Origin of the sequence: Synechococcus sp. RS9916 (assembly GCF_000153825.1) — a bacterium.
Classification (GTDB): Bacteria; Cyanobacteriota; Cyanobacteriia; order PCC-6307; family Cyanobiaceae; genus Synechococcus_C.
Genome location: NZ_DS022299.1, coordinates 1,740,275 through 1,763,373 on the forward strand (window position 1 = coordinate 1,740,275; position 23,099 = coordinate 1,763,373).

Below are 23,099 nucleotides of genomic sequence, written 5' to 3' on the forward strand. Positions count from 1 at the left end.
GAAGAGTGACTCCATTGTGGGGAGCTTTTCAAGGCACCAGCCGGCAGGCTGCGATCAGCGCCCCGGCATGCGCTCCAGATAGGCAGTGGCGCCAAGATCCACCAGCCGCGCGTCCTTGGCCACGACCGTGTCGTGCAGGGTCTGGCGATAGGCCTCCAACCGTGCCGCCAGAGACGCATCCGCCACCGCCAGGATCTGGGCAGCCAGCAGACCGGCATTGAGTCCACCCCCAATCGCCACCGTGGCCACAGGGATGCCACCAGGCATCTGCACGATGGAATGCAGTGAATCCACCCCGGACAGTGCCCGACTCTTCACCGGCACCCCGATCACGGGCAGGGTGGTGAGGGAGGCGACCATGCCGGGGAGATGGGCCGCACCACCAGCGCCCGCCACGATCACACCAAAGCCCTGATCGCGGGCCTGCTGGGCGAAGGCCACCATCTCAAGCGGAGTGCGATGGGCGGAGAGCACCCGCACCTCCACCGCCACCCCAAGATCCTGCAGGGCCTGCACCGCCGGGTGCATGGTGGGCAGGTCGGAATCGCTGCCCATAATCACCGCCACCCTGGGCTGATGCGATGGCGTGGATGCGGGGGATGCGGTCACGGCTCTGACAGGGCGAAGGCGAACTGGCGAGACTGACATCGTCCCGCACCGACTCGACCGGTCACCTGCCATGCGTCGGATCATCAACATCCGCCTTCCGCGCCGCCCCAATGGCACCGGAGCGGAACCGTCGGAGCACTGGTCAGCCCTGGTGGATGACGAGGGGCGCCTTCAGGCCCTGACGCCGATGCGAGAGGAGGCCTCGATGGCGGGCGAAAACTGGCAAGGGGATTGGCTCAGCCCGATGGGAGTCGATCTGCAAATCAACGGTGGCCTCGGTCTGGCGTTCCCCGAACTGCAGGAACGCGACCTACCGCGACTGCTGGAGTTGCTCGACCTGCTCTGGGAGGACGGCGTGGACGCGATCAGCCCCACCCTGGTCACCTGTGGGATTGCGCCCCTGCGCCAGGCCTTAGCCGTGCTGCGAGCAGCCCGGTCTCACCATCAGCCCCGACGCTGTCGCCTGCTCGGGGCCCACCTCGAAGGACCGTTTCTCGCTGACGCTCGCCGCGGAGCTCACCCCCGGGAGCATCTGTGCGTGCCCAGAGTGGAGGCGCTCAACGCCCGCATCAGCGGCTTCGAGCACGACATCGCCCTGGTCACCCTGGCACCGGAGCTGGAGGGCGCTGGAGAGGTTATCCAACGCCTGAGGGAGTTGGGCATCACCGTGGCCCTCGGCCATAGCGCTGCCACTGCCGAACAAGCCAGCCAGGCCTTTGAAGCGGGGGTGAGCATGCTCACCCATGCCTTCAACGCCATGCCGGGTCTGCATCACCGCGCCCCAGGGCCATTGGCGGAAGCGTGCCGATCAGAAAAAGTCGCCCTCGGCCTGATTGCCGACGGCGTGCATGTGCACCCAACCATGGCCGTGCTGCTGCAGAAGCTGGCCGGCGACCAGCTAGTGGTGGTGAGCGATGCCCTCGCCCCCTACGGCCTGGCGGACGGGGAGCACCGCTGGGATGAGCGGGTGCTGCTGGTGGAGAAGGGCACCTGCCGTTTGGACGACGGCACCCTGGCGGGCGTGACCCTGCCCCAGCTGGAAGGAGCCAGCCGTCTGGCCTCCTGGGGGCAGCGCCCGGAGGCATCGATCTGGGCCGCCACCATGGCCCCCAGGGAGGTGATCACTCCCGACATCAACCTTGATGCGGCCAATCAGCTGCTGGGCTGCCGGCTAGAGGCACTGCTGCGCTGGCGCTGGGATCAGGACCAGAGTCGGCTCCATTGGCAGCACGCTGCCTAGGATCCCGCCGATTCGCCCCCACCCCTGCCCATGGCTCCCGAGCAGCTGCTGAACGACAAGCAGACCGAAAAGCAGGAGGTGAAGGGATACTTCGAGACCACCGGCTTCGATCGCTGGAACCGCATCTACAGCGAAAGCGACGATGTGAACAAGGTGCAGCGCAACATCCGCATCGGCCACCAGAAAACCGTGGATGAAGTGCTGACCTGGATCAAGGAGAGTGGCGAACTCAACGCTGTGAGCTTCTGTGATGCCGGCTGCGGCGTGGGCAGCCTCAGCCTGCCCCTGGCCGCAGCGGGGGCAGGATCCATCACCGCCAGCGACATCTCCGAAGCGATGGCCCAAGAGGCCGACCGTCGTGCCCGCGACGCCGGGCTGGACATGGGCAAACTCAGCTTCAGCGCCTCAGATCTGGAAAGCATCAGCGGTTCCTTCCACACCGTTTGCTGCCTGGATGTGTTCATCCATTACCCCCAGCCCGCGGCAGAGGAGATGGTGAAGCACCTTTGCAGCCTCACCGAAGAGCGCCTGATCGTGAGCTTCGCCCCATACACCCCGCTCCTGGCACTGCTCAAGGGAATCGGCCAGCTGTTCCCGGGCCCCAGCAAAACCACCCGGGCCTACACCCTCAAGGAAGCCGGCATCATCAAAGCCGCTGAAGCCTGTGGCTTCAAGCTGGTGCGCCGCAGCCTGAACCAGGCCCCCTTCTACTTCTCGCGACTGATCGAGTTCCGCAAGGCCTGAGGTTGAGGCCACCCAACGGTGGATTCACTCAACGCAGGCTCAGCGGACGCACGCGTCCCCCTCGCATCACCCCGAGCTGAATCGGCCGTGGCGGTCCACTCCGCGGCAAGGTCACCTCAACCCACAGGGGATCGGATGGCGAACGGCGCGAGGGATCTTTGACATCAGGAGGCATAAACAAGGCCAGGGGCTCGCTCAACTCCACGAGGGGTTGCCCATCCCGACGGATCACAGCACCGGTATGGCGCTCACCATCGCCATTGTTTTCGGCCACCAGCCGGTCACCTTGCGCCTGAAGGATCACAGACTGCGTCGTGGATCCAGAGGTCTCGACGCCCGACAGCGGCACACGCAAACGCAGGCTGACGTAACGCCCGCGAATGGGGAGGTTGGGATCCACCGGTTGCGCCAGCGCCCAAAGCCGCGGTGCGGTGAGGCGCTCGATCCAGAAGGTCAAGCCAACCAGCAGCAACAGGCCGGCTTGAAACAGCGCCAAAACCACACCAGCACGCCGCGTCGTCATGGCTGGGACTCCTTCTGTACAGGCAACAGTGAGCAACGCAAACGGTTCAACCCCCAGCCGCCAGCCAGGAACAGCAAACCCAAACCGAGCAGGCTCAACGAGCGTTCCAAGCGCCCCATCACTTCAGCGATGTAAAAGCCCATCAAGGTGATGGCAAACAAGGCGGTGCCGAAATTGATGCGTTCAGCACGGGCCTCCGCCGTCCCCCAAGCCATCAGCCCCATGGCACCAAGCCCCCACCACAGAAAACTGAGCGCTGTAGGCGCCTGACCTTGCACCTGCAGATCCACCAGGGTCCAGACCAATGCCACGGCCAACGGCCAGGCCCGATGACGGCGCAACAGCCAGGCCAGCAGCATGGGCAGCCCCAACAGCAGCCCCCAAGCCAACAGCATCGGCCAGGTCAACGGCAGTGGGCGTGGTGGTGGTGACGACGCTGCCATCGCCAACACAATCAACCCGGGAGGCAACAAGAGGCCCCCCACCCAGAGCAGCACGCGCTGAACAGGGTCAGCAACAGGGAGCATCGGCGCCGTGAAATAGGTGAGGGCCAACAACACACTGCTCACCACCCAGGGAACCCCGGCCCAGGAACTGAAATCCGGATCGAACCGTTCCAGCTCCAAGGCCAGCAGTGCCCCCAACCAGCCTGGCAACAGCAAACTGAGCAGCACCAGCTGCGGCCCCTGACGCAACAACCACCAACCGGCCGCCGCCGCCAAGGACCAGAGCAGGAGTCCCCAGCGGAGCGACCAAGTGACCTCGAGGTTGAAGATTTGCGCGCAAAGGAACACCCCTGCCCCCAGGCTGATCGTTCCAACCGCATGCAGCCCCTTCGACATCACGGGCAAACGCTGCGCAAACCAATGACCACCGAGATGCAGCGCCACGGTGCACAACCACAGCAATCCAAACCGGCTGAGTGGTGAAAGCTGATCCCAATGGGCAGCGACAAACAGCAGCACACCCGCCGCAAGCAGCAGCGAGCCCACCAACACCAACAGCCGCACTGGCCAGCTCAGCGCAGGCTGAGTCCTCGCCGGTTGACCGTCCAAGCGCTCCTGTTCCCAGGCCACGATCGACGCCGCAGCAGCGTCATCAATCAGACCTGCATCGCGCCAACGTTGCAGGTGACGATCCCAGGACGGGAGGGACTGAGGCGAAGGCTCCACGGGATCAACGGTTCAAGGTCACCTGGGGGACAAGACGCGCCTCCAGCAGCGGTGGGTCGCCAGCCTTCAGTTGCGCTGAACCCACCAAACCCGCAAATTGCCCGCCTTGCCCCTGCACCGTCAGCGGATGGGCCCCAGGAAAGAGGGTTTGCACGGCGATGTCTTGGGAGCCGCTGCGAACCATTGAGGACAGATCCCCATCCTTGATCTTGATGGTGCCCATGGCCATCAGTCGCAAATTGCCATCCGGCAGCATCACCGTTCCCTGCAGATCCGTGAGGAACTGCACGTGACCTTCACCAATCTCGCGACGCTCAACAAGCTGCTCAGCGCCGTAGAAACTCCCCGTGGGATTGGTGCAAGACGGCGTGGCGTTGTCCAGCACCGGCGCCACCTTGACCACATAGGTGATGCGATCCCCCACGCTCACGACTGCATCGTTGTTGTGATCAAACAACTGGCCGCTTTTGATGCTGCAGAACGCCAGTTGCAACGCCTGCGTTGCGTCTTGTTGCCGATCACTCTTGGCGTTGGGCATCAGTCCGCACCCAGCGACCAGCAGCAGGAGAGCAGCAGCGGAACCAGCAACGGGGCAGCGCACGGAAAAGATCAGCCGTTACCGCCCATGCTGGCAACGGTGTCGTGAAGGCTGGGTTAAGTCGCTGTGAGGAATGCAGCGGGTAACGGCGCCTCAAGGGCCAAGCCATCTGAACCCCGACTCGGCAGCTTCTCCAAACGCCAGGCATGCAACCAATACCCCCCATCGCCGGGAGTGGCAGAGGGGGCCAGGCGACGGCCCCGCAGGTAGAGCGGATCGCCCAGCAGAGGGCTGCCCAGCTGAGCGAGATGAATGCGGATCTGATGGGGTCGACCGGTGGTGATGGCCACCTGAAGCCGGTCGCCCTGCTCGCCTCGCTGCAGCAAGGTCAGCTCGGAGTGGGCATTGCGTCGCCGGCGCACGGGGGTCGCGTCGCCCCGAGCGTCATCGGGAGGCTCGGGTCCCCAGACCCACCCCAGCAGGGGATGGGGCCGTTCCACCACATCGGTGCAGACCTCAACAGACGCCTCCAGATCCAGCCCCTCCACCCGCTGGCTCCAGGCTTGATAAAGCTTGCGGCACCCTCCCTGGGGCCGGAAGTGGGCAGAGAGAGCAGCCCTGGTCTCCGGCCGGCGCGCGCACACCTGAAGCCCCGAGGTGAATCGACCAAGACGGTGAACGGGCTTGGGAGCCAGAGACTCCCCCCGCTCCCGGCTGCGCTGCTCCAGCAAGGCCGTGAGGGTGTGGAGCAGGAATCCGCCACCGGGCATCACCGGCAAGCCGGAGGGTTTGTTGATCACCAGCAGATCACCGTCGTCATGGATCGTCTGCCACTGATCCGGCACCGCCGCTTCCAGCCAGGGGGGGCGGTGCCAACTGATCCGCTCGCCCCGCTCCACCATCACATCCACCTGCAGCAAGTGACCATCCCGCCGCAGCTCACCTGACTCCAGGCGCTGCTTCCACTGCTCAGCTGACGAATGGTTGTAGCGAGCGGCCATCACAGCCGTCAGCCATTGGCCGGCTTCCGATGCAGTGATCGAATCGTGATACGTCCAGCCCTGGTTAAGAGCTTCGGGTCGCCAACCCTCCAAAGCACCCCAAGCGGGGAGGGCCATCAGTCCACCAGATGGTGCTGAAGAGCAAAGCGCACCAACTCGGTGCGACTGGAGGTGCCCGTCTTGATGAACAGGCGGCTCACATACTTCTCGACATTGCGAATGGAGGTTTCCAGCTGCCGGGCGATTTCCTTATTCATCAGCCCCTCAGCCACCAGCTGCAACACACTGGCTTCCCGAGGGGTGAAGCTGAGCTGGGGTGTGTCCGGAGACGCCGCAGCATCTGCTGAACCGGTGAGCATGGAGCGGATTTCACTGATCTGCTTGGCCATCTGCCCCACATCGGCATCCGCAAAGCGGGCCGCCTCAGTCAGCAAGCGATCCTGGCGACGCACCACATTGCGCACCCGAGCCACCAATTCATCGGGATCAAAGGGCTTGGGGATGTAGTCATCGACCCCTGCCAAGTAACCCTGGGTGCGATCAGCCGTCATCCCCTTGGCGGTGAGGAAGATCACGGGGGTGCCACCGAGCCGCTCATCGGCGCGCATCTTCTCCAGCAGGCCATACCCATCGCAACGCGGCATCATCACGTCGCTGATCACCAAATCAGGCATCTGCTGCTGAGCCTTCTCCCATCCATCGAGACCATCCACCGCGGTGGTCACCACAAAGCCCTCATCCTCGAGATAGGCCTGCACAGCCGCGCGCAGACCGGGTTCGTCATCCACCAGCAGCAGCCGCGCTGCCGGCCGGTTGGCGTCATCTGCGCCCTGGAGGTCGGCGTCCACAGGCGGAGTGGCGGTCATGGCCCTTCATGCAGTGCCCAAAATCTAAGAGGGGCGTCTATCAGGGCAGGCGCAACGTCTCCGTGCTCTCCACAAGAAGGGTGGAGTAGCCAAGTTCTTTGGCCTTGCCCGCCAGGGTCACCGGATCGACGCCGGCCTGCTCCGGCACACAGGCCGCCCACCAGACCAGATGATCTTCGCGATTGGCCTCCGTGATCAACCCCCCGGGATTGAGACGGCGCACATAAATCGCCGCCTCATCCCGCTTCACGCGAACCGGTGCATCAAGACTGCAATTGACCGACTCAGTCGGAATGACCAGATCGTTGGGGTACTCCTTCCAGAGCTTGTAGCGACGCAATGCCGGGTCCGCCGTGTCGGTGGAGATGGAAAAGATCCCCAGGGTGTAAGTGCCGTTCGCCACGGGACGGCTCGCCAAAATGGTGATGTCGGCCGGGCGCCTGCGGCGCATCTGCTCGAGCACCTCCCCGCGGTCAATCGCACCCGCTGCGCAAGGGTTCATCAGCGCACCACCGGCCAGAACGATCAGACTGAGGACTCGTTGTGCGGCCTGCATCGCATCGGGAGCTGAGGTCACACCATGCTGCCAAGCCCTTCCCAGCCCCTGACGCGGCGCTCCAGTCCAGTGGCGCTTGACTTTCAAGCCACCACCCCCTGCGCCCCAGAGGTGCTTGAAGCGATGGAACCGTGGTGGCAGCAGCACTGGGGCAACCCCTCGAGCCGCCAGCACCGGCTGGGGCTCACAGCAGCAGCAGCCGTGAGTGATGCCCGTGAGCGCCTTGCCGCCTGCCTCAAGGTGGATCCCATCCAGGTGGTGTTCACCAGCGGCGCCACGGAAGCCAACAACCTGGCCCTGCTGGGCCATGCCCGAGCGATGGCGGAGCAAACAGGCCATCGCGGGCACCTGATCAGCGTCAGCAGCGAACACCATGCCGTGCTCGATCCTCTGCAGCAGCTGCGGCGGGAAGGGTTCCGATTGACCCTGCTGGAGCCCGGTCGTGATGGCCTGCTGAAGCCAGCGCAACTGGAGGAGGCCCTGCAACCCGACACGCTGCTGGTGAGCGTGATGGCCGCCAACAATGAAATCGGCGTGCTGCAACCCCTGAAGGAACTGGCCGCCATCTGCCAGGCCCATGGAGTCCGCCTGCACAGTGACGCGGCACAGGCCTTCGGGCACCTGCCCTTCCACCCCACCTCCCTGGGGGTGGAGCTCGCCAGCCTCAGTGGCCACAAGCTCTATGGCCCCAAGGGCATTGGTGCCTTGGTGATGCGTGAAGGGCTGCCGCTGCAACCGCTGGTGTTTGGCGGTGGACAAGAGCAAAGCCTGCGTCCGGGCACCTTGCCAGTGCCGCTGATCGTGGGTTTGGCCAGGGCTGCAGAACTCGCGCTCAGCGATCAGGAGGACCGCCGGATCCGGCTGGAAAGCTTGCGCAACCGCCTGTGGCAAGAACTTCAGGACCAGGTGGGCGATGTGCAACTCAATGGCGCCCTGGAACCACGGCTGCCGCACAACCTCAACATCACCGTGGAGGGGGTGAATGGAAACCGACTGCAGCAAGCCTTGCGCTCCCGCTTGCTGTGCAGCAGCGGCTCGGCGTGCAGTGCAGGCACGCCCTCCCACGTGCTGCAGGCGATCGGACGCAGCCAGGAGCAGGCCAACGCCTCACTGCGGCTCAGCCTCGGACGCCCCACCCAACGCGACGACATCGACGCGGCGATTGAGCTGATCAGCGAGGTGGTGGGGCAAATGCGACAGAACGCCTGAAAACAAGCGCTGCAATCGCTACGTTCCGGGCAGAGCACCCTTCCCACGCCAAGCGATGACGGAGTCCAGCGGGAGCCCCCGGCTCCAGGTCATGAAGGCCGTCGAAGACGGCTGGAGCGCCTTCACCCGCTCTCCCTGGCCCTTTGTGTTGTTCGCACTGCTGACCGGGGTGCTGTCGGTGGTCTTTCAGATCATCGGCAATGTGGCCACAGCCACCAGCAGCGACGCCGCGGGGCCTGGGGTGATCGTGGGCACCCTCGTGTCTCTTGTGGGCAGCACGATCGTCAGCCTCTGGTGCGTGAATGGGCTGATCCGAGGGGCATGGAAGGCTCTCGATGGCGCAAAGCCCAGCTTCGCCGACCTGGCCCGTTGGGACGGGGGTGCCGCAGGGCGCCTGTTTGTGACCCAACTCGTGCTGGCTCTGATCTTCGGAATCATCCTGGTGATCACCATGGTGATCGCCGGCGGGCTGGCGCAGGTGCATCAGGCGCTGGCGGCCATTCCTGTGATCGCAGCCGTCGTCGTCTTCCTCTATCTGGGCATCAACCAGACCTTTCTGCCCTGGATTGCCGTTCTGCAGAGCGGAAACCCTTTCGACACCGTTCAACGGGGACGCGCTGGCGTGGATCCTTCCTGGTGGTGGGTGGTGCTGTTGCTGATCGTGGAATCGCTGATCCTGATGATCGGATTGCTCCTCTGCGGCGTTGGTCTGCTGGCGGCATCACCGGTGGTGTTCTGCATTTCCACGGCTGCCTACCGCCAACTGTTCGGCGAGGAGGACAACACTGGCTTCGTGAGCTGATCTCAGTCGGGATCAGTTTCCCGGCAGGCGACGGGCCAACCGCAACTTGGCGCTGCGACTGCGGGGATTTGCCGCTTCCTCCGCTTCTGCCGCCACCAGGGGTTTGCGCGTGATCCGCGCCAGTCGATCGTCTTGCAGGAACGCCGTTTTCACACGGCGATCTTCGAGGGAATGGAAGCTGATGATCGCGAGAACGCCTCCGGGATTGAGCCAGTCGGGGGCCTGCTGCAGCAACCGATCCAGCACCCCCAGCTCATCGTTCACGGCAATCCGCAGCGCCTGGAAGGTGCGCGTTGCAGGATGAATACGACCGCGCCGCGCCTTGGGTGGGTAGCAACCCGCCACCGCATAAGCCAGATCGGCCGTGCCGGCGTAGCCGCCGTTCTCTTTGAGATCGGCTTTGATTCGCCGGGCGATGCGGCGGGAAAGCCGCTCTTCGCCATAGGCATAGATCAAATCCGCCAACGGCTCCTCCTCGAGGCGCTCGATCAGCTCGGCGGCTGTTTCGCCTCCTCCCTGCGGATTCATGCGCATGTCGAGGGGGCCATCCAAGCGAAAGCTGAAGCCCCTGGCTGCCACATCCAACTGCGGGCTGCTCACCCCTAAATCCGCCAAGACCAGATCCGCAGGTGCCTCCGGTTGGTAATCAGCGAAGTTCGTGGCCACAATCTCGGCCCGATCGCCATAGGGCTCAAGGCGCACCTGGGCCGCAGAGCGGGCAGTGGGGTCCTGATCGAGGCCGATCAAGCGCAACTGCGGGTAACGATCCAGCAGCAGGGCACTGTGTCCCGCCCCGCCCAAGGTTGCGTCGATGAAGAGACCCTTTTCCCAGGGAGATTCAGGACTCGCAGCCAAAGCCTCCAGAAGCGGTTCGGCCAAGACCGGCACGTGAGCGAACGCTTCTGGGAAGTGCGAAGGCTGATCGGGCATGGGTCCTTCCTAAGATCTTTGGCATTCGCTTCGCCACGGCCCCATGACGCAGCTGGAAACGCGCACGGAGCCGATGGTGGTCAACTTCGGCCCCCATCACCCCTCGATGCACGGGGTGCTGCGGCTGGTGGTGACGCTGGATGGCGAAGACGTGGTGGATTGCGAGCCGGTGATCGGCTATCTCCACCGCGGCATGGAGAAGATTGCTGAGAACCGCACGAACGTGATGTTCGTGCCCTATGTGAGCCGCATGGACTATGCGGCGGGCATGTTCTACGAGGCGATTGTGGTCAACGCCCCGGAGCGCCTGGCCGATATCCCGGTGCCGAAGCGCGCCAGCTACATCCGCGTGCTGATGCTGGAGCTCAACCGCATCGCCAACCACCTGCTCTGGCTGGGTCCATTCCTGGCAGACGTTGGCGCCCAGACCCCCTTCTTCTACATCTTCCGCGAACGGGAGATGATCTACGACCTCTGGGAAGCGGCCACTGGCCAACGCCTGATCAACAACAACTATTTCCGTATCGGTGGTGTTGCCGCCGACCTGCCCTACGGCTGGCTTGAGAAGTGCCGCGATTTCTGTGATTGGTTCGGCCCCAAGATCGACGAATACGAAAAGCTGATCTCCAACAACCCGATCTTCCGTCGCCGGATTGAAGGCCTGGGCGCGATCAGCCGCGATGAAGCGATCAACTGGAGCCTTTCGGGACCGATGCTGCGGGCCTCGGGGGTGCCCTGGGACCTGCGCAAGGTCGACCACTACGAGTGCTACGACGACTTCGATTGGAACGTGGCCTGGGAGAAGGAAGGCGATTGCTTTGCCCGCTACCGGGTGCGGATCGAAGAGATGCGTCAATCGCTGAAGATCCTGCGCCAAGCCTGCGACATGATCCCCGGCGGCCCAACCGAAAACCTCGAGGCCCGGCGCATGGCCGAGGGCAAAAAGAGCGAATTCGCTGGCTTCGATTACCAATACGTGGCCAAGAAAGTCGCTCCGACGTTCAAGATCCCTAACGGCGAGCTCTACACCCGCTTGGAATCAGGCAAAGGCGAGATTGGCGTGTTCATTCAGGGCAACAACGATGTCACCCCATGGCGCTTCAAAATCCGCGCCGCCGATAGCAATAATCTGCAAATCCTTCCCCACATCCTCAAGGGACACAAGGTGGCCGACATCATGGCCATTCTTGGGTCCATCGACGTGATCATGGGATCCGTGGATCGCTGATTCATCAAGATGAAGGGTGACGCTTCGTTCACCCTTCAAACGTCACAACTCATGGCTAGGAGCCAATATTTACAATCCTGCCTTCGGTCGTACATAAAGATGGGCCGACATCTCCATGGGATTGGTTTCAGCAGACTGCCCGGCCACCAGAGAGAGAATGTGATTGGCGTCAACCCCTTGCTTCAGACGCGCAACCTCATCAACACAAACACCAGAACTGCTTTCATCCACCAGGCAAAGACGTAGACCGGCCTGGTCAGAGGTCAACGACAGACCCTGCTGCAATCCATCGAGAGCTGCAAGGCAGGCGGCATTCGGCGAACCAATGAGAAAACGCTGCGCCTCAGAAAAGTCCAAAAACTGGGATCCATCAGCCAGAGTCATGAGCCCTTCAATAGAACAACGTGAGTGACCAGCAGCCTCAACATCAGAGACCGAAAACGAGGAAACGCCCAACAAAACGGACAAAGATAAACACCAGCCTTTGCAAACCATCAACAAGAATCTGGGCACATGAGTGCCATAATACAAAAACAAAACAGCACCAGACCTTAGCTGTGCCATGAATGCGCAAAGATTGCGGCTATTAATCGGGGCTGGTGGACTTTGCGCATCAGCCATTCTTTGCATCAGCTCCTACAACGGATATATCAAGTTCTCAAGAAAGATCGACCTAGAATTTGAAAACCTAGAATCGCAGAAAGAACTTTTACTGACAGCAACGGCAGCCCTCAAAGATGCACAGCTTGCCGAAAGCAATTCACAAAATACCAGTCTTAACAACAAAGCAGAAACCATCAACAAGCTTCTTGAGTGCAGAAGCATGAGCAAACGCGTTGAACTTTTCAGCAAAGAGCTCAGCGAGGAAAACCTCAGCGGAGGGGAAGTATTTAATGCTCGGGCTAACAGCAACTTGATGGAAGCCGACCAAGAATTATTTCGTCGCACAGGTCAGACGATTGATCAACTAATTGCCGCTGGTGCAACCAACGGTGCTGCCATCGCGGAGTTCAACAACAGCAGCCAGAAGCAGTGGGAAAACGCAACGCGACAAATCTGCAACAAGTCTGCAGAGCTTTACCTAGAGATCGCGGCCTACAGCAATTCTGAGGCCCTGGCTCGGAACCAAGAGAATGAAAATAAAACCGAAATCACAAACCCAACCCAACAACTCGAAGTTGCATCAATCATTCAAATTGCCGCATTCACCATCGCCAATCTCATCGATATCGACATCAACCTTCCCCTATGAAAATCACCCTACCCAAAGCAGTAACGATCGTCAAATGGAGAAGCGTCGCATTAGCGGCATCAATCCTGTGCAGCATTTTAGAACTTGCAAACATTCAAACAGCCGAAAAAAGTGGCTACATCGCGGCAACATCGCAGCAGGAAATTGAACTCGCCAAGCTTTCACTCACCATAGCAACCGACGCAAGACTCCTATCGAATAAAGCAGACAACGACCAAAGCAAGAATCAATACCGCCAAATTTACATCAAAAGCATCTGCAAAATCGAACAACTCGTCAGCCAAGGCCTGCGAGCCTCCTCAAAACAAGCTTCGGAAGCCAAAAGCTGCAAGGCCGATGAGAACACATCAATCGCAGACATTGTAATCAACGAAAGCGAACTAGCGAACAGTATCGACGAATGGGAAAAAGATACAACGATAGCCGCAACAAAACAATCGGAACACACCTCAGCTGCACTCCAACTGAACTACTTAGCAACTATCCTTCTGCTCTTATTCCTTGCCTTAGACTTGTTCGATACCTATGGCCCATCACGCGATCAGCAAGATTAAACAAACTGATCAAGCACTAAAGACATGGCAACAGGTCGCTAAATGAACCGCTTCCTTCGCTACATCAGCCATTCGGGCTACCTGTTACCGGCAGCCCTCACTGGATATCTATGGCTCAAAGGCCAATGGCCTCACCTGCCTGGATGGGGGTGCCCCTTCTTAGCACTGACAGGCATTCCCTGCCCCGGCTGCTATCTCACCCGGGCCACGTCTGCGGCACTGCAGCTCAATCTCCATCAATCCGTGGAGCTCCATGCGTTCGGACCCATCGTGGCTGCAGGATTAATCGCTTGGAGCATCTGGGCCTTGCGGGCCAAAAAATTCATTCCACCAGGCCTCAATCTGAAAATCGTCACTTTGGGCTCATTAGCCCTATTCGGATACTGGATTTTGCGCCTTGTCGCAACCTATGGGTTCAACCTCAATGGTCCCACGGCCTTTCCCGCAATTGCTTACGCCAACACCCTGGCATAAAAAAAGCCCCCGACCGATGGACGGGGGCTTGAGATTAAGCTGAGCTCAATCAGGCCGCGGACTGACGGACCAAACCATTCACCACAATATATTTCTGAAGGAAGAATGTAATCACCGGGACATACACAATCAGGCCCACCAGACAGAAACCGCACGTGACAATGGCTAGCAAGATAGCGAGAGCCTGAATGCCCACAAACCCCCAACCCTTCTGCGAACCGAAAGCAGCAGAAAATGATGACGTAAAACAGGTCATCACATCATCGTCAGTTGTGAACACCTTATTGACGTAGATCGGCAACACTGTCACGACCGCAATACCGGGAAGGACGCAGAGAACAAATCCCACACCCGCGACAACGGAATACAGAACACCGGCCAACACATAGCGACCGAGCCGTCCCATCAAAATCGCATAAGCATCCGAAAACGAGACAACCTCACTCCTGGAATAAAACACTGCAGGAATCGCAGTGAACATCACACCAATAAGATTCTGAACAATCACAAAAGGCAGCTGGGCAAAATTACTCAGCACCAAACCAAGCATCTCAGCAGAGCCCGTGCCATCATCAGCCGCAGTAAAAACCAGGCTGATCACCAGACCGATCAAGACGGTGAATCCATACACCGCGATCGCACACAGCCAGGTGAGAAGCAGAGTGGGCGCATGGGCAAGGGTGTCGGTCCAGGCCGCATTCAGCGTGGCCCGAGACTCAGAAGAGGCAGTCAAAAGAAAAGCTGCAAAACGCACAAAACCTAAACGAAAACCATTAATTGCCAAGCTTTCCTCACAACATCGACAACAAGTTCAACAACCACAAGCACAGCAAACCCATCAGTCAACAAAATCAATCCCGAACCAATCAACCAATCAGACAGCTGTAAAATCGAAAAAGATCCACAGCAAGCAGGCCATGCAGGTCATCCCAGCTCTCCTTCTCTGCCTGGCGATGCTGATTGATCTTGGCAATGGCCTGGCATCAATCCTGCTCAGCTACGACGTGCTTCCCGAGCTGGGGAAATGGACCAACATCGCCAGCGCCCTGCTGTGCTTGCTGGCGATGTTGCTCTCGGCAATTGTGCTCGCCACCAAAAAATATTCTTCTCTGCTGATGGGTTTTGTGGTGACGGCCCTCTGCGCCCTGGCGACCGCTGTGTTCGCCACATGGACCGCCAGCTGGTTTATCGGGGCTTGAACCCTTGATGGCAACCAAACCCAATCCCCAACACTGGCTTCAACTCAAACGCCATGTTCGTTTTGGCGACACCGATGCCGCGGGTGTGATGCATTTCCACCAGCTGCTCCGCTGGTGCCATGAGGCCTGGGAAGACAGCCTTCAGCTCTACGGGATTCATGCGGGGACTGTGTTTCCAGGTTGCCGGGCACAAGAGCATTGGCCTGAGATCGCCTTACCGGTGGTGCACTGTGAGGCCGACTTTCTCAAGCCCGTGCATGGAGGCGACTGCCTGCAAGTGCAACTAGAAGCTCAGCGGTTGAACCCAGGCTGCTTCGAAGTGCGCAGCCGATTCCAGCTCGACGACACTGACGTAGCCCGAGGAATGATCCGCCATCTGGCCATCTCTTCAACCACCCGAAAGCGCTGCCCGCTTCCGGAGAGCATCGACCTCTGGCTTGAGGCATCCAACCTGGGACGCCTCAGCAGCCTCTAATTCGGCTTGCGCTGCCAGGCCCAGACCAACGCAGCACATTGAAGCGGCAGCATGCAGGCCGCAATCAAAAGAGGGTGAAACCCTCCTTGCGATGTCTCCGAAATTGCAGCAGCACTCACAATTGTGGCTCCCACCAACAAACCGGAGGGAGCCATGCGCCGCAGGGACGGCAACGACATCAGAACCAGGCTTTTTGCTGATCGATGTAGGTCTCACGGAACTCCTCAGGAGTTTTTGTGAGATAAATGATTCCCTCAATCAGGCCAATCACCTGCATCACGATGTAAGCAACACCACAGGTTGGGATGCTGCCAGCAAGACTGACAACAAGCATGATGATGCCTGCGTTGTTGTAGCCAAGGATGAATTTATGAATACCCAGACCTCCGAAGAAGATGCCCAGGAGACCGGCGGTCAGTTTTTTGCTGCTGATTTCCGACTCAGAGAGGGTGGACATCCTTTCGAAGCAAATTCGAAGTAATTATTGCAAACCAACCCAGGCTTGCCAACGCTTTCGCTCCCACTTTCCAGCATCTGTCACATCGAGGTCTGGGCACTGCAGCCATCGGGATGGTCGTTCGGCAGGGAGCCAATCACGCGTCAAACCTTCCAAACAAGACTGAACTTGATGCCATTGATCAGTGGCCAGACACCCCTCTCGGCAGCGCACCAAAGCCACCAAACGCTGCCCCCACTCAGGGTGATCCACGGGAAAGAACAAAACCCCATCAAGGGCACATCCATCAGCATGGGCTTTTCTTAACAATCGCTGCGCCAACTGATCAGGGAAGACTGTTTCCCCGCCTGAGTGAATCGCATCATCCAGGCGGCCATGCATGGTGAGCAGCGACTTCCCGTCAGCAGCCCACTCCAGGGAGGCTCCATCACCCGATCGCCACCAGCCGTTGCCATCCACCAAGGGCTGCAAGGCTCCCTCTCGCCAACGGCCTATGGCCAACCGCAGTGTGCGCACTAAACGAGCCCCTGAAGACTCCAAACGCAGCTCCACATCGCCAAGAGCTGTTCCATAACTCTGCTCACCCGCCAAAAAGCGCTCTGGTGATTGAGCCGCCACCATGGCGGCCGTTTCAGTCGCGCCGTAACAAGGCGCCAGCCGCACCTCCAGCGCACGGGCGCGATCAGCCAGATCGATGAGGAGCGCGGCTCCACCCACCCAGATCACGTCCAAATCGCGCAACCAGTGCACACCCGCAGAGTGATCGAGCAGGCGTCGCAACTGCGTGGGCACCAACGACACCACCCGCGGCTTGCTGCGCCAGAGCGGCATGGCTCGGCAGTGAGACAACAACGCCTGCGGATCTGGCATGGATTCGAGCCCTGCAGCCCGAACAAAGGCCCATACATTTGAGCAGCACGATGTCTTATCCCGTCGGATGCAGGCCGGTTCCGTCTCCAACCCGGATGCTGCACGCCTTGCTGACGTGCTGGCGGAAGCCCTGTGCACCTGGGAACAGCACCGGGGCGACGACGGGGTCTTCACCATGGCGCTGCCCCTGCAGGGCGTCGACCCCTTGCAGCAACTGCCCCTGCTGGAGGCTCCCCATCCCTTCCGTTTTCTCTGGGATGGCTCCCCAGGCCTCTCCCTAGCCGCCAGCGGTCGCTGCCATCACCTCGATCTGGCCGGACCGAAACGCTTCGAACTGGCCCAGCGCTTCAGCGACGCCACCTTGGCCCGGCTGATTGATGCCAGCCCCGACGCCCCGGCCCAAGCCCGCAGCCGCGTCCTTCTGGCGTTTGCCTTCTTCGCCCATGCCGGGGAGCAACAGCCCCAGCCCGTCGATGCCATTCCGTCGGTGCAGGCGGTGCTGCCGCGCTGGCAATTAAGCCGCCATGGCCGTCAGGGCTGGGTACGCGTCCATGGCCTGGCACAGCACAGCGGAGATGTGCGCGAGCTGGTGGAAGCCCTCTGGGCCATGCGCGAACGCCTGCTGGCCCCGACTCTGCCCAGCGACAACGCCACCACCATCCCCTGGCACGGGCCGGTCGGTGCCGTGAGCAGTGAACGGCCTTGGCAGCAGTGCTACACCCCTGCCCTCGAACAAGGCATCGCACTGGTCAACCAAGGCGAGCTCCACAAATTGGTGCTGGCTGTGCGCCAAAGCATCGCCCTACGCGAGCCCCTCAATCCCCTGCCGCTGCTCGACCGCTTGCGTCAACAGCAATCCGGCAGCTGCCGCGCTGGTGCCATGAAGCCTGGGAAGAAAGAATGGAGCGTTTCGGCCTACCGGCGTGCTCGGTCTTTCCCGGAGGGCGCGGTGAACAACCCAGCGTGGCGTTGCCGATCGTGCACTGCCACGCAAATTTCCGAGCTCCTATACAGGTGGGCGACAAGCTGCTGGTTCACCTGGAGCCGAAACGACTGAATATCAGCAGTTTTGAGGTAGGTAGTCGGGTTCTGCTGGGGGAACAGCTAGTCGCCCATGGTTGTCAGCGACATGTGGCCATCGAAACCAACACACGTCGACGCTGTGCGCTTCCAGATGGCGTGGACCGTTGGCTGGAAGCGTCAAGTCTTGGCAAAATTCAAAGCTTGTAAGAACCATGCAATCCAAACAGCTCCTAAGGCAGAGGATTACAACCCAGCCTGGGGGCGAACGTAAAGATGGGCAGATGTCTCGAGTCTCATTGAGCTGGCTTCACGCCCGGCAATCAATGTCAACACCTTGTTGGCGTCAGAACCAGGCCTTAAGGCCGAAACGACCTCAACACAGCCACCACCCTCTTTCGAGACAAGACAAAGGTTCTGAGATTGAAGATCTGAGGTCAGCAGAAGCCCGGACCTCATACCAGCAAGCGCCGTTTCACAGGCCTTTTTGGGTGGAGACACTAAAAAGCGACGTGCCTTCGAAAAATTAATAAAAATTGCACCATCAGCTCTCTTCATTGCCCCAGTCACAGAGCAGCTGGATTGCGCCCTCAAGGGCGATAAATGGACAAGAGAAAAAGCGGGAGCTAACACCAATGCAACAAGGCAGCTGCGCAGGAGAAGCATTGGAACTCACTAAGAATATTCCACTATACTGACACAAAAGGGATTCATTCAATGGGTCGCGTCAATTGGCGCCTATCCATTGGAGCTACTGGGCTTATAGCCTCGAGCCTCCTGTGTATTTATTCATACATTAGCTATAACCAATCGAATCGATACATTGGCCAAGAGTTAGAACTACTCGAATCCCAGAAAGAGCTTTTAATCACCAGCCAAAATGCACTCAAAGACTCAGAGCTTACAGCTTGAGCCGCCGATGCCAAGCCACATCACTCGCTTTGCCGCTAAATTATCTTGCTACGTTCTTTCTGCTAATATTTCTAGGGTTAGACCTACTAGACACTCATGAAGTTCAATAAATCTAGAGCTACATTCACTTCATTTCTGGGCACGTTTTTAATTGCAGCATGCTCCTCAGCAGCACAGAGTTCACCTGCAGACAGTATTGTCAGAATCAAAGGCAGTGCAATGCCAGGATCTGGAGTCGTCGTTGATGCTCAAGGGGGCAAAGCTACAATTTGGACAGTAGCTCATGTAATTGGTAACGCCGACAGTGACATTTCTGTAACTGAGCGAGATGGAGCAACAGCAACAGCAACTCTTTTAAAGTTTGACGAAAATCGGGACATTGCAGTTCTCCAAATCAATACAAAACTGCCATATAAGTCAATTCAAACCAGCAATGCATCAAGAGAAGAAACTGGATTAGTTGTCATTGGCTATCCCAACAGATTTAACACAAGACAGCAGAAAGCCAAAATTCAAGTTTCCCGAGATGGCGTTGTTTATGGATCGTGGCCCAATAGTGCAAGCAACTACAACATTGCTTACAAGGCCGCAACACTTCCAGGAATGAGTGGAGGAGGTGTCTTCAACGCCAAGGGCGAACTGGTCGCCATTCATGCACTGAAAGATATTGGCGAAACACTAGTCGAAAGTTGCCAGGGCTCTCTGAAAGAAGTTGGAAAAATTGGCATGGATTGTACGAACTCATCTACTACAAATGACCATGCCATTGCATATGAAAAATCAAATCCAACCTTTTATACAGTCAGACTGCTTGGATCAAGGGGCATAACACCCAATCGGTTTCAAACACCTATTTCAAGCCAAACATCGCTAGCCCTTGATATTCCAGTCTTGCTTGACAATTTCAACAAAAGCAAAGAAAAAGCATACTCTTACATCGCCAAATCACTTCCAAGCTCAAAAAGCAACGACCAATTAACCCAAGATCAAAAATTAGCAGCGCTCATTTATTACAATAACAATGCAGGGTTCAGGAAGCATCCAGCATCTCCTGTCTACAAGGAATTCATTTTGAACCAAAATCTTAACACCAACTCAAGAATAGACAATCTCCTTGTCACACAAGCAGCTCGCTTCGGCACCGAAAGCATTGACTACAAGACAACTCCCTATGGATCACAAGCCTTCGAAAAGCTTGAATCAGACTGGTGGTCTCAATACGGAAGCCGATACAAATCAGCCTGCCTGGCCAGTGATGCTGCACCATTTTGGTGCGAACCAGACAATCTAAAAAGCAAAAATTTGGCAAAAAATGCCAGGCAAGCATTTAACTTAAACAGCAGCTTTGTCAAAGCCAAGATTGCGAATGGAACAGCTGATGCTGACGAGTATTTACTTGCAGCTCAAGGCCTAACATATCTGAACAAAGACCCTAAACAAGCCCTTGAATATGCGCTTGAAGCACAAATGCTTGGGGAGCAAAGAGCTGAGCAATTAATCAATGACATTGCTCAACGCATCGGAGACTACGACGCTTTAGTTCTTTCATTCTACAACAAATTCTTTTACCAGCTCGAGAAAAGCAAAGGCAGTAAAAACTCTCCTTACACAATTCAGCTGCCTATTGGGAATAGCCTAACAGCCTTCAAAAAAAGTCCACTTGGCTGCGAAGTAGGTCGAGAAATACAATCATCTGCGCCTGAACAACTTAAGCAAACATGGCAGTCCACATTCAATGATTTTGTCAGAACGATAGATACATCCTGCAGCAACAATAATCCTTCTGGCGATAGTTCAAATGCCATCACAGAAAAAACATTAGATACCAAAACAGAGGCCCAAGCTCTCAAAACACTAACGCAGCTGGGCATTGAGATACCTGCAGAAGCATCAATTCAGATGACGATGCCCACATCGATTCCAGGTATCGTTGGGGAAATGGCCACATACAGCGGTCCGAAGTCGGCCAAAGTCCTTTACGAGGAAATTGTCAAAAAAGCTTTGCAAAATGGTTTTAAGCCAACAAATGGTGGTGCTGGACGAGGAGCTGGAAACGGCTGCATGAGCCCCGGAGGCATGACCATGTGTGCCGCTTATTTTTCAAACGAAACTCTCGGCAAAGGCAAAAAGTTCTTTCTAATGATTAATTCAGCACCAGGGATGGATGGACTTATGATTCAAACAAATATCGCAAACTGAGCACCTGAATATCGCGCCTGCACAACAACCATCACCAGGCTACGGATAGCTTCAATCTACTCTTAGCCTGGCTCTAATCAATCAACAAGCAAAAGTCTAATCAAGGAATTACCTCTTTCCGCTTGATTTCAAATCAAATGGCTTCAAGCCATTTCCGCCAGCGCTGACGCTCCCACTTGCCTGAAGCGGTGGGAGCCAGTTTTGGACAGAGCACCCAGCGCTTCGGTCGCTCGGCAGGCGGCCAACTAATAGTAAGTGATCTAAAGCGCCTTAGGAAACAGTCATCACAACTACCTACCAAAGCCACCAGTTGTTGCCCCCATTCAGGGTCTTCCACACCAAGGAAGAGCACTGGAAGAATGGGCAGTGAAGCTCTTTCAATTGCAGCTAAAAGCCGAGCTTCCAGTTGCTCAGGAAACACGGTTTCTCCACCGGAATGAATAGCACCATCGATCCGGCCCGCAATCTGGAGGAATGGGGTCAACGTGGCTCGATCCCCGGAGCGCCACCAACCTTCCCCGTCGGTGAGTGGTTCCCAACGATCAGGCTGATCCACACACCAACGCCCCAAAGCCAAGCGATCGGTGCAGACTTCTAGTGCCCCATCAGAGGCAAGGCGAAGCTGCACATCCACCAGCGGATCCCCACAACCAGGCTCACCGGCTAGGAAGCGGGCCGGTGGCAAGGCAGCCACCATCGCCGCCGTCTCCGTCGAGCCATAACAAGGCGCCAAAGGCAGCCTCCAAGTGCGTGCCTGCTTCGCCAACGGCGGCGGAAGAGCAGCACCTCCGATCCAGATCAACTGCATCTGCTGCAGAAAGGCCACCCCATCGGGATGAGCCATAAGACGCGCCAACTGCGTGGGCACCAACGAAAGCAATGCAGTGTTGGTCCTCCAGGCGGGTAGGCCCCGGCAGAACGCGAGCAACTCAGTTGGGGCTTTCATCAACCCCGGCGGCAGCTGCTGATAGTCAGCACCCCAGCAGCGGGCGCGCCACCAAGGCATCAGACCACTTACGTGCTCCAACGGCAGGGGATTGAGCAGCAGGCTGGCGGCAGGGTCAAGACCGATTTCTGTTAGCCAATGGGCGGTGGCTGCTGCCGAACGGTCCAGATGAAGCAAGGGCTGAGCACAGCAGCGGCTGCCGCCACTACTGCCACCACTGCGCACCAGAACTCCCGGCCCCGACGGCAGCTGATCAATGGGGGCCGCTGCAGCCTTGGGAGACAGGCTCACCCACTGGCCCGCTGCCAGCCCCTGCTCCAACAGTTCGACCTCATTCATACAGCCGCCGCTCTCCATACCTCCTGAGGGTCAAACGAAAACAGCGCCCCCTCCGGACACCACCCCGGGGCCAACCCCGGCGCAGCTGGCGTCGGCCCCTGCTGCTGCAAAGCCGCCAGATGGGCCAGCCAGCGGGCCCCAATGCCAGTTTCAAAGGCGGTGCTCAGCATCCGATGGGGAGCTCCCTGCTGCAGTTGACGCAGCAACGGCCGGGGATCCCCCTCCAGAGCGGGTCGCCGCACCTGCCACCCAGGCCACTTGGACCGCCAAGCAGGGTGGTCCCGCAAGCCCTCATCCAACGCCACAGGGACCCTCGCTAACAGATGATGATGGCCCACCAGATCATCCAGCGCCAAAGGCTGCTCCATCCACTCCAGACGGGGCTCGCTCTGAAGCGCCTCGGCCCATTGCTCCGCGGTCGCCAGCCCCCACCCGCCGTTCGCATCCAAACGCAGGCGGGCCTGCGATGGCAACGCCTCCAGCAACCAGGCCAACAAACGGCGTTCCTCAGAATCCGCTGCCGCCGCCACCTTCCACTTAAGGGTCAGCGCGCCATCGACCGGCATCGCCGCGAGCACCCGGGCCAGCGCCTCCTGCATCGGGGGCCCAGCCGGCAGCAACCGGGCTGATGCAGGCGCTGGCAACCAGTCCAGCGGACTGCGCTCTCCCACCAGACCCTGCAGCTCTGCCAGGGCTGCCCCCAAAGCGAAGGCCACTTCTGCAGGGGGGCCCGCCAACAGCTGTTCGACCTCATCCACAGACGCAAACGTGGCTGCGCCATGGATCCGCTCAGTCAACCAGCGGTCGCAAAGCACCTGTTGCTCTGGTGTGAGCGGTGATACCTCGCCCCAACCACAACAACCACAGCCATCTGTGATGCGCAGCAACCAGCCCCGTCGCTGCTGCCAGGCTCCAGCAGCAGTCTGCAAAGGGCGGGTGAGCGCAAAGGCGTAGGGCCTGGTCTCGAGCCTCAGACCCATGACC

26 protein-coding genes are annotated in these 23,099 nt (G+C 58.8%); 12 read left to right on the forward strand and 14 right to left on the reverse strand.

The window, feature by feature from the left end:
• Positions 1 to 54: 54 nt before the first annotated feature.
• On the reverse strand, positions 55 to 609 hold the full coding sequence (gene purE / locus RS9916_RS09370) for a 5-(carboxyamino)imidazole ribonucleotide mutase (RefSeq protein ID WP_255346330.1): 555 nt from the start codon (positions 607 to 609) through the stop codon (positions 55 to 57).
• A 70-nt stretch (positions 610 to 679) separates the two neighbouring features.
• On the opposite strand from purE, the gene RS9916_RS09375 reads away from it, so the two are divergent.
• Positions 680 to 1,849 carry a hypothetical protein gene (locus RS9916_RS09375; protein WP_007099130.1) on the forward strand — a complete coding sequence of 390 codons (1,170 nt, stop codon included), beginning with the start codon at positions 680 to 682 and terminating at the stop codon, positions 1,847 to 1,849.
• A gap of 30 nt (positions 1,850 to 1,879) precedes the next feature.
• On the forward strand, positions 1,880 to 2,593 hold the full coding sequence (bchM, locus tag RS9916_RS09380) for a magnesium protoporphyrin IX methyltransferase (RefSeq protein WP_007099131.1): 714 nt from the start codon (positions 1,880 to 1,882) through the stop codon (positions 2,591 to 2,593).
• Positions 2,594 to 2,621: 28 nt separating this feature from the next.
• On the opposite strand, the gene RS9916_RS09385 is transcribed toward bchM, so the two are convergent.
• Genes RS9916_RS09385 through RS9916_RS09410 form a run of 6 tightly spaced genes read right to left on the reverse strand, consistent with a single transcriptional unit; the run spans position 2,622 to position 7,249 of the window.
• Entirely contained in the window at positions 2,622 to 3,116 is a 495-nt protein-coding gene (locus RS9916_RS09385; protein ID WP_007099132.1) for a hypothetical protein, read from the reverse strand.
• A complete protein-coding gene (locus tag RS9916_RS09390) occupies positions 3,113 to 4,288 on the reverse strand; it encodes a DUF2157 domain-containing protein (RefSeq protein WP_007099133.1) in 1,176 nt (391 codons plus the stop codon). Before RS9916_RS09390 ends, RS9916_RS09385 begins: the two co-directional genes overlap by 4 nt.
• A gap of 4 nt (positions 4,289 to 4,292) precedes the next feature.
• Complete coding sequence (locus RS9916_RS09395; protein WP_007099134.1) at positions 4,293 to 4,889, reverse strand: hypothetical protein; 597 nt, start codon at positions 4,887 to 4,889, stop codon at positions 4,293 to 4,295.
• Positions 4,890 to 4,942: 53 nt separating this feature from the next.
• Entirely contained in the window at positions 4,943 to 5,944 is a 1,002-nt protein-coding gene (locus RS9916_RS09400; protein WP_007099135.1) for a pseudouridine synthase, read from the reverse strand.
• A complete protein-coding gene (locus tag RS9916_RS09405; RefSeq protein ID WP_007099136.1) occupies positions 5,944 to 6,693 on the reverse strand; it encodes a response regulator transcription factor in 750 nt (249 codons plus the stop codon). Before RS9916_RS09405 ends, RS9916_RS09400 begins: the two co-directional genes overlap by 1 nt.
• Positions 6,694 to 6,733: 40 nt before the next feature.
• Entirely contained in the window at positions 6,734 to 7,249 is a 516-nt protein-coding gene (locus RS9916_RS09410) for a hypothetical protein (protein WP_038024427.1), read from the reverse strand.
• A gap of 24 nt (positions 7,250 to 7,273) precedes the next feature.
• Here RS9916_RS09410 and RS9916_RS09415 point away from each other — a divergent pair, with 24 nt between their 5' ends.
• Positions 7,274 to 8,458: a cysteine desulfurase family protein gene (locus RS9916_RS09415; protein ID WP_007099138.1), complete on the forward strand. Its 1,185-nt coding sequence runs from the start codon at positions 7,274 to 7,276 to the stop codon at positions 8,456 to 8,458.
• A gap of 91 nt (positions 8,459 to 8,549) precedes the next feature.
• Entirely contained in the window at positions 8,550 to 9,260 is a 711-nt protein-coding gene (locus RS9916_RS09420) for a hypothetical protein (protein ID WP_232199567.1), read from the forward strand.
• Between the two features lie 12 nt (positions 9,261 to 9,272).
• Here RS9916_RS09420 and rsmH read toward each other — a convergent pair whose 3' ends face one another.
• Positions 9,273 to 10,190: a 16S rRNA (cytosine(1402)-N(4))-methyltransferase RsmH gene (gene rsmH / locus RS9916_RS09425; protein WP_007099140.1), complete on the reverse strand. Its 918-nt coding sequence runs from the start codon at positions 10,188 to 10,190 to the stop codon at positions 9,273 to 9,275.
• A gap of 43 nt (positions 10,191 to 10,233) precedes the next feature.
• Between rsmH and RS9916_RS09430 the strand changes: the two genes are divergently transcribed.
• The gene (locus tag RS9916_RS09430) at positions 10,234 to 11,418 is read left to right on the forward strand and encodes an NAD(P)H-quinone oxidoreductase subunit H (protein ID WP_007099141.1); all 1,185 of its coding nucleotides are present in this window, start codon (positions 10,234 to 10,236) and stop codon (positions 11,416 to 11,418) included.
• A gap of 69 nt (positions 11,419 to 11,487) precedes the next feature.
• Here the strand turns inward: RS9916_RS09430 and RS9916_RS09435 are convergent, their stop codons facing one another.
• Positions 11,488 to 11,874 (reverse strand): hypothetical protein, encoded by a 387-nt coding sequence (locus RS9916_RS09435; protein WP_232199568.1) that lies wholly within the window; start codon positions 11,872 to 11,874, stop codon positions 11,488 to 11,490.
• A 106-nt stretch (positions 11,875 to 11,980) separates the two neighbouring features.
• Between RS9916_RS09435 and RS9916_RS14545 the strand changes: the two genes are divergently transcribed.
• Genes RS9916_RS14545 through RS9916_RS09450 form a run of 3 tightly spaced genes read left to right on the forward strand, consistent with a single transcriptional unit; the run spans position 11,981 to position 13,698 of the window.
• A complete protein-coding gene (locus RS9916_RS14545) occupies positions 11,981 to 12,670 on the forward strand; it encodes a hypothetical protein (protein WP_007099143.1) in 690 nt (229 codons plus the stop codon).
• Positions 12,667 to 13,224 carry a hypothetical protein gene (locus tag RS9916_RS09445; protein ID WP_007099144.1) on the forward strand — a complete coding sequence of 186 codons (558 nt, stop codon included), beginning with the start codon at positions 12,667 to 12,669 and terminating at the stop codon, positions 13,222 to 13,224. The genes RS9916_RS14545 and RS9916_RS09445 overlap by 4 nt, the downstream gene beginning before the upstream one ends.
• A gap of 42 nt (positions 13,225 to 13,266) precedes the next feature.
• On the forward strand, positions 13,267 to 13,698 hold the full coding sequence (locus RS9916_RS09450) for a DUF2752 domain-containing protein (RefSeq protein ID WP_007099145.1): 432 nt from the start codon (positions 13,267 to 13,269) through the stop codon (positions 13,696 to 13,698).
• A gap of 49 nt (positions 13,699 to 13,747) precedes the next feature.
• Here RS9916_RS09450 and RS9916_RS09455 read toward each other — a convergent pair whose 3' ends face one another.
• Positions 13,748 to 14,299 carry a hypothetical protein gene (locus RS9916_RS09455; protein WP_232199569.1) on the reverse strand — a complete coding sequence of 184 codons (552 nt, stop codon included), beginning with the start codon at positions 14,297 to 14,299 and terminating at the stop codon, positions 13,748 to 13,750.
• 16 nt (positions 14,300 to 14,315) lie between these two features.
• Here RS9916_RS09455 and RS9916_RS14550 point away from each other — a divergent pair, with 16 nt between their 5' ends.
• On the forward strand, positions 14,316 to 14,897 hold the full coding sequence (locus RS9916_RS14550; protein WP_232199570.1) for a hypothetical protein: 582 nt from the start codon (positions 14,316 to 14,318) through the stop codon (positions 14,895 to 14,897).
• Positions 14,898 to 14,904: 7 nt separating this feature from the next.
• Complete coding sequence (locus RS9916_RS09465; protein ID WP_007099148.1) at positions 14,905 to 15,372, forward strand: thioesterase family protein; 468 nt, start codon at positions 14,905 to 14,907, stop codon at positions 15,370 to 15,372.
• Between the two features lie 178 nt (positions 15,373 to 15,550).
• On the opposite strand, the gene RS9916_RS09475 is transcribed toward RS9916_RS09465, so the two are convergent.
• Positions 15,551 to 15,829: a TM2 domain-containing protein gene (locus tag RS9916_RS09475; protein ID WP_007099151.1), complete on the reverse strand. Its 279-nt coding sequence runs from the start codon at positions 15,827 to 15,829 to the stop codon at positions 15,551 to 15,553.
• Between the two features lie 24 nt (positions 15,830 to 15,853).
• Positions 15,854 to 16,699 (reverse strand): AMP-binding protein, encoded by an 846-nt coding sequence (locus RS9916_RS09480; protein WP_007099152.1) that lies wholly within the window; start codon positions 16,697 to 16,699, stop codon positions 15,854 to 15,856.
• A 900-nt stretch (positions 16,700 to 17,599) separates the two neighbouring features.
• Here RS9916_RS09480 and RS9916_RS09490 point away from each other — a divergent pair.
• Together RS9916_RS09490 and RS9916_RS09495 are read left to right on the forward strand one after the other, a co-directional pair.
• The gene (locus RS9916_RS09490) at positions 17,600 to 17,929 is read left to right on the forward strand and encodes a thioesterase family protein (RefSeq protein ID WP_083773054.1); all 330 of its coding nucleotides are present in this window, start codon (positions 17,600 to 17,602) and stop codon (positions 17,927 to 17,929) included.
• Between the two features lie 798 nt (positions 17,930 to 18,727).
• Positions 18,728 to 20,830 carry a serine protease gene (locus RS9916_RS09495; protein ID WP_083773055.1) on the forward strand — a complete coding sequence of 701 codons (2,103 nt, stop codon included), beginning with the start codon at positions 18,728 to 18,730 and terminating at the stop codon, positions 20,828 to 20,830.
• Between the two features lie 133 nt (positions 20,831 to 20,963).
• Here the strand turns inward: RS9916_RS09495 and RS9916_RS09500 are convergent, their stop codons facing one another.
• Complete coding sequence (locus RS9916_RS09500) at positions 20,964 to 22,115, reverse strand: AMP-binding protein (protein WP_007099157.1); 1,152 nt, start codon at positions 22,113 to 22,115, stop codon at positions 20,964 to 20,966.
• Positions 22,112 to 23,095, reverse strand: a complete 984-nt coding sequence (gene menC / locus RS9916_RS09505) for an o-succinylbenzoate synthase (RefSeq protein ID WP_038024434.1) — start codon at positions 23,093 to 23,095, stop codon at positions 22,112 to 22,114. The genes RS9916_RS09500 and menC overlap by 4 nt, the downstream gene beginning before the upstream one ends.
• Positions 23,096 to 23,099: the final 4 nt, after the last annotated feature.